Here is a 5,862-nt window from a genome sequence, read left to right on the forward strand (position 1 = left end):
TTCAGTGTTGGCGCGCGGGAAGGACCGTCTCCAAAATGGCCGGGCGGCGGCCCCTTTCGAGGCGGTCCCATCTCGCGCAAGAACAAGCCGCCTGGCGGGGTATACCCCGCCAGGCTGGCCGGATGGCAGGCTTATTCCACAGTCTGGACCGTCTCCAGCGTCCAGGCGTTGTTGGCGGTGTCTGCGGTCTTGATATAGGCGGTGTCCCGGATGGCGTCGCCCTGCTCGTCAAAGGCGATGGAGCCGGACACGCCGGTGTAGGTCACGTCAGGCAGCGCGGCCTTCACGGCGGCCTTGTCGGTAGAGCCGGCGGCCTTCAGGGCCTCCAGCGCCACATAGTAGGCGTCATAGCCCATGGCGGTGACAGCGGCGATGGTATCGTTGCCGCCGTTGTTGGTCATGGCGGTGGAGTCCTCGTTCAGCCATGCCTTGATGCCGTCATCGAACTTGGGAGAGCCGCCCTCCTGGTAGAAGGTGGACACGTACAGCTGTACGTTGCTGCCCTGCGCGGCCTCCAGCACCACGTTGCTGTCCAGTGTGTCGGAGCCCAGCAGGGGGATATCCAGGCCCATGGAGGCGGCCAGACCCACGATCTGCGTGGCGTAGGCGATGGAGACGGGGCAGAAGATCACATCCACATCCTCCGCCACGGCCTTGTTCAGGTAGGTGGTGAAGTCAGAGGTGTTGGTGGGGAAGGAGTCCTTGATGACCTCACCGTCAAAGTTCTGCTCGAAGAAGGCGATCAGGCCCTGGTCGTACTCGTTGCCCAACTCACCCAGGCAGTAGGCCTTCTGTGCGCTGAACTTGTCTTTTGCGAAATTCACCAGCACCTGGGCCTGGAAGTTGTCCAGGAAGCAAATCCGGAAGTAATAGTCGTTGCCTGCGGTGATATTGGGGTTGGTGCAGGTGACGCCGATGGCGGCCAGGCCCGCCTCGTCAAACACCGGACCGCCGGCCATAGCCACGCTGGAACCGTAGGAACCCAGCACCAGGCTGACATCCTTGCTCACCAGCTCCGCCGCGGCGGTGGGCGCCTTGTCGGTAGTGGAACCGTTGTCCGCGTAGACCAGCTCCACGTTGTAGGTGGTGCCACCGATGTCCACCGTGGGGGTCTCCTTATTGGCATACTGCATGCCCAGCATCTCCTGCTTGCCGCCGGGACCGGAGTCGCCGGTGGCGGGCTCGAACACACCGATGCGGACCACATTCCCCCCGCTGCTGCCGGAGTCGCCGGTGGATGTGTCGCCGCTGCCGCCGCAGGCGGCCAGACTCAGAGCCATGACCATAGCCAGAGCCAGTGCAAGAACTCTCTTCATGCTTCTTTTCCTCCTATCAATGGTTAAGGATCGCTGTTCCCTCATGTATGAAAGGCATTTTACAGGTTTTTTCCAGGCTTTGCAAGATGAATAATCCACAGAAAGTTTTCCGCTCTCTTTCAAAAAAGTTCAAGATTTTTCCGCATATTCCGGTCATTTGTCCCTCTGTTGTGGACGTTTCAAAAAAATCGCAGAGAAAAATGCGGTCATTTGTCCTCGATAGAGAGACAGGCGAATTGGTAATTTTGCCAAACTCCAGTGACTGCGTTGATGCATTTTCCCGTCACTCCAACAGTTTTGGAGGGTTGCGGCGGCTTTATTCCCCGCTTTTTGCAAAAAGGCCGCCGTCCGGTTCTCCGGACGGCGGCCTTTTCTCAGACCTCTTCTTTTTTCAGGGACAACGGCTGTTCGCCGAACACGGCCAGAAACGCCTCCCGCTCCATGGTCTCATGCTCCAGCAGATAGGACGCCACGGCCTCCAGCTTGTCGCGGTTGTCGTTCAGGATCCGTTCGCAGCGGTCATAGGCATCCGCCACCAGGCGCTGGACCTCCTGGTCGATCTGGGCGGCCACCGCCTCGGAATAGCTGCGGCCCTGGGTCATGGTGCGGCCGATGAACACCTCGTCGTGGCCGGACTCGAAGGCTACGGTGCCGATCTTGTCACTCATGCCATAGGTGGCCACCATCTTCCGGGCGATCTGGCTGGCCCGCTGGATGTCGTTGCTGGCACCGGTGGAGATGTCTCCCAGGCACAGCTTCTCCGCCACCCGGCCGCCCAAGAGACCCACGATCTGATCCTCCATATACCGCCGGGAGAGATAAGACCGGTCCTCCTCCGGCAGGGAGATGGTCATGCCGCCCGCCTGGCCCCGGGGCACGATGGTGATCTGGGTCACCGGGTCCTGATCTGGCAGCGCATGCATCACCACAGCGTGGCCTGCCTCGTGATAGGCGGTCAGCTCACGCTCGTGCTGGGGGATCACCCGGCTTTTCTTCTCCGGTCCGGCGATGACCTTGATCTCCGCGTCCTTCAGATCCTGCATGGTGATGAACTTCTGATTTTTCCGGGCGGCCAGCAGGGCTCCCTCGTTGATGAGGTTCTCCAGGTCCGCGCCGGTGAAACCCGGAGTGCCCCGGGCCAGCTGGCCCAGGTCCACATCCTCCGCCAGGGGCTTGCCCTTGGCGTGGACCTCCAGGATCTCCTTCCGGCCCCGGATGTCGGGCAGGCCCACGTACACCTGCCGGTCGAACCGACCGGGCCGCAGCAACGCCGGGTCCAGCACATCCGCCCGGTTGGTGGCCGCCAGGACCACCACACCTTCGTTAGCGGTAAAGCCGTCCATCTCCACCAGCAGCTGATTCAGGGTCTGCTCCCGCTCGTCATGGCCGCCGCCCAGGCCCGTGCCCCGCTGGCGGCCCACAGCGTCGATCTCGTCAATAAACACGATAGCCGGGGCGTTCTTCTTGGCCTGCTCGAACAGGTCCCGGACGCGGCTGGCGCCCACACCCACGTACAGCTCCACGAAATCGGAGCCGGAGATGGACAGGAAGCCCACGCCGGCCTCCCCTGCCACGGCCTTGGCCAGCAGGGTCTTGCCGGTGCCGGGAGGGCCCACCAGCAGCACGCCCTTGGGAATCCGGGCCCCCAGAGACAGGTACTTCTTGGGGTCCTTCAGGAACTCCACGATCTCCCGGAGCTCCTCCTTCTCCTCATCGGCGCCGGCCACGTCGTCGAAAGTGACCTTTTTGTCCTTGTCCGTCAGCATCCGGGTCCGGGCGGAGCCGAATTTGGCCATCTTGTCCGGTCCCATGCCACCTCCCTGGGGCCGAATCACCAGGAAGTACCACATCAGCCCCAGGATCACCGCCGTCAGCAGGAAGGGCAGCAGCTCCAGCAGCCAGTTGGTGCGCACCGGCTCCGGGTAGTCATAGTGCTGGATGATACCCTCCGCATACTGCTGTTGAACCAGGTCATTGAAGTCGTCATAAAACAGCTGGAAGCTGTACAGCTCATACCGCACGGTCTCGCTGCCGTTCACCGGCTCCCGCAGCTCCAGGGTCAGTGTGCCGCCGCTGTCAATGGTCAGCCCCGTCACTTTTTCCTGCAGGAACAGCTGGCGGACCTGGGAGTATTCCAGCTGGTCCACATGGTTGTCGTTCTGCCAGAGCCAGTTGACACACAGCAGGATCACGAGGGCCAGCAGTACGAAGCTCAGATTGGATAGCCGTCTTTGTTTTGTCACGAGCAGAAGCCTCCTTTCCCATTGCCTGGGACGCAATGGGAGACTGTTTTCATGTTACGATTGGGCGGAGTCCGCCCAAAACAGGGCGTATCGCCTCACTCCCCGGAGTATACCTCCGGCTTCAAAACCCCGATGTACGGCACGTTCCGGTACTGCTGGCAGTAGTCCAGCCCATACCCCACCACAAACTCGTCCGGCACCACGAACCCCGCCAGGTCGGCGGTGATGGCCTTAGTCCGGCGGGAGGGCTTGTCCAGCAGCGTCACGATGGTAATGGAAGCCGCTCCCTTGGTCATGAAGTAGTCCTTCAAAAACGCCAAGGTGTTGCCGGAGTCCAGAATGTCCTCCACGATGATCAGGTGCCGTCCGGTGATGTCCTGCTGCAGGTCGTGGGTGATCTGCACCCGGCCGGAGGACACAGTGGCGTTCTGGTAGGAGCTGACGGCGATGAACTCCACGTCGCTCTTCACCTGGCAAGCCCGGACCAGGTCCGCCATGAATACGAAAGACCCCTTCAACACGCCCAGAAACAGCGGGTTCTTGCCATGAAACTGCTCATACAGCTCCGCGCCCATTTCGGTGATGCGGGCCTTCAGCTCCTCCTCTGTCACCAGGACCTTCAGGATATCCCTTTCCATCTCGCTTTTCATATCAAATCTCTCTCCTTTGCCGCTTCGGTAATCTGAATGAACCGGCAGGGCTCCCCCTCCGGTGCTGCAAACGCCATATCCACGCCCAGCCGCCACACCGCCGCCAGGCATCCTCCCGCGTAGACGGCCGGCAGCCGGTCCCGCTCCGGGAGGGAGATCCGGCGGTCCATGCACAGCCGTTTGATGCTGCGGCCGCCCCCGTGGGTCTCCGGCAGAACCAGACGGTCTCCCGGCGCCGCAGGGCCCACCGTCAGGCCCATCCGCTCCCCCTGCCGCCAGGGCCGAAGGGCAAGTCCCTCCCCCTCCCGGTGGTCCAGCAGGGTGATCCGGTAATCGCCCCAGGCGACGGGGCACTCCTGCAACAGCTGGACCTCCGTCAAAAGCTGGGGCCGGGTTTCCAGGATCAGCCACTCCCGGCAGTACCGGGCGGTGACGCCCTGGGGCAGGTCCACCCGGCTCTCCCGGCCCCAGAGGGTATCCCGGGTCAGGTGCAGGATGGCCTGCAGATGGGCGGCTGTGATATCCCTCCGCCCCACGCCCAAAAGGTCGAAGAGCCGCAGCAGCATCCGAGGGCGCACGGCGTCCGTGGCCTCTGCCAATGCCTGCCGGGATAAGGTCACCCGCCCCTCCTGCACCTCCACATGGGCAGTACGGCGGGCGGCCTCTTCCTCCAGTGATTGGTCCGCCACCCGCAGGCGGCGTCCGGCATCGTTGATGTGCTCCACAGCTCTGGGGTTGATCTGCCTCAAGCGGGGCATGACCTCCAGCCGGAGGAAGTTTCGGGCCGCGGCGCCGGGGTCGGCGTTGGTGGTGTCCTCCACGTGGGGGATGTGGCGGGCGGCGGCGTAGGCCGCCAGCTCTTCCCTTGTCACGTCCAGCAGTGGCCGGCAAATGCCGTTTTGCTGGTAGGCCATGCCGGTAAGGCCCGCCACGCCGGTGCCCCGGATCAGGTTGAAAAGAATGGTCTCCGCGTTGTCATCGGCGTGGTGGGCTGTGTAGATTTTGATATGCTGCCCCAGCTTCTCCGCCTCTTGGCGAAGAAAATCGTACCGGAGCTTCCGGGCCGCCTCCTCCAGGGAGAGGCCCTCCCGCTCCATAAGGCCCCGGACGTCCCCGGAGCTGGAGACGAAGGCGATGTCATGGGCGGCACACCAGTCCCGGACGAAGGTCTCGTCCCGGTCGGCCTCTGCGCCCCGCAGCTGGTGGTTGAAGTGGGCAGCCACTACCCGGCCATCCCGCTCCCGACACCACCGGTCCAGCAGGTCCAGCAGGCACATGGAGTCCAGCCCGCCGGACACGGCGCACAGGGCCGGACTCCCCGGACCGGGCAGCACCCACCGGGGACAGCGGGACAGCAGTTCCTCCATGTCCGTACCTCACCTCTCCCAAAACAGACCTCAGTCCTCGTCGTACCTCGTATCCAAGGTCGAGAACTGGGTGTATTCCGGCATCCACCGCAGCTCCTCCCCCGGCACGTCTGAACGCGCCGGGGGGACCCCGGCGGCCACTGACCGGGGGCAGACAAAGTCCGCCCCCTGCAAGGTTTTGGCCCCGCCAAAACACTTGACGCACGTCCGTGCGGCTTTGCAAAGCAGAGCACAGACCTCAGTCCTCGTCGTACCTCGTATCCAAGGTCGAGAACTGGGTGTATTC

The 5,862-nt window shown here is 63.1% G+C and carries 4 protein-coding genes; all 4 read right to left on the reverse strand.

Annotated features, from left to right (window positions below; all coding sequences use genetic code 11):
* Positions 1-131 precede the first annotated feature (131 nt).
* Positions 132-1,316: an ABC transporter substrate-binding protein gene (locus QVE23_RS00870; RefSeq protein WP_021750262.1), complete on the reverse strand. Its 1,185-nt coding sequence runs from the start codon at positions 1,314-1,316 to the stop codon at positions 132-134.
* 374 nt (positions 1,317-1,690) lie between these two features.
* Positions 1,691-3,559, reverse strand: a complete 1,869-nt coding sequence (gene ftsH, locus QVE23_RS00875) for an ATP-dependent zinc metalloprotease FtsH (RefSeq protein ID WP_021750264.1) — start codon at positions 3,557-3,559, stop codon at positions 1,691-1,693.
* Between the two features lie 95 nt (positions 3,560-3,654).
* Positions 3,655-4,209: a hypoxanthine phosphoribosyltransferase gene (gene hpt, locus QVE23_RS00880; protein WP_021750265.1), complete on the reverse strand. Its 555-nt coding sequence runs from the start codon at positions 4,207-4,209 to the stop codon at positions 3,655-3,657.
* A complete protein-coding gene (gene tilS, locus QVE23_RS00885) occupies positions 4,206-5,576 on the reverse strand; it encodes a tRNA lysidine(34) synthetase TilS (RefSeq protein ID WP_287967434.1) in 1,371 nt (456 codons plus the stop codon). Before tilS ends, hpt begins: the two co-directional genes overlap by 4 nt.
* Positions 5,577-5,862 lie beyond the last annotated feature (286 nt).

The organism is Oscillibacter sp. KLE 1728, assembly GCF_934833455.1.
Classification (GTDB): Bacteria; Bacillota; Clostridia; order Oscillospirales; family Oscillospiraceae; genus Oscillibacter; species Oscillibacter welbionis.

Excerpts from the sequence above, each read along its gene's own strand:
- QVE23_RS00870 (WP_021750262.1), bottom strand. The coding sequence starts at position 1,316 with ATGAAGAGAGTTCTTGCACTGGCTCTGGCTATGGTCATGGCTCTGAGT.
- tilS (WP_287967434.1), bottom strand. The coding sequence starts at position 5,576 with ATGGAGGAACTGCTGTCCCGCTGTCCCCGGTGGGTGCTGCCCGGTCCG.
- hpt (WP_021750265.1), bottom strand. The coding sequence starts at position 4,209 with ATGAAAAGCGAGATGGAAAGGGATATCCTGAAGGTCCTGGTGACAGAG.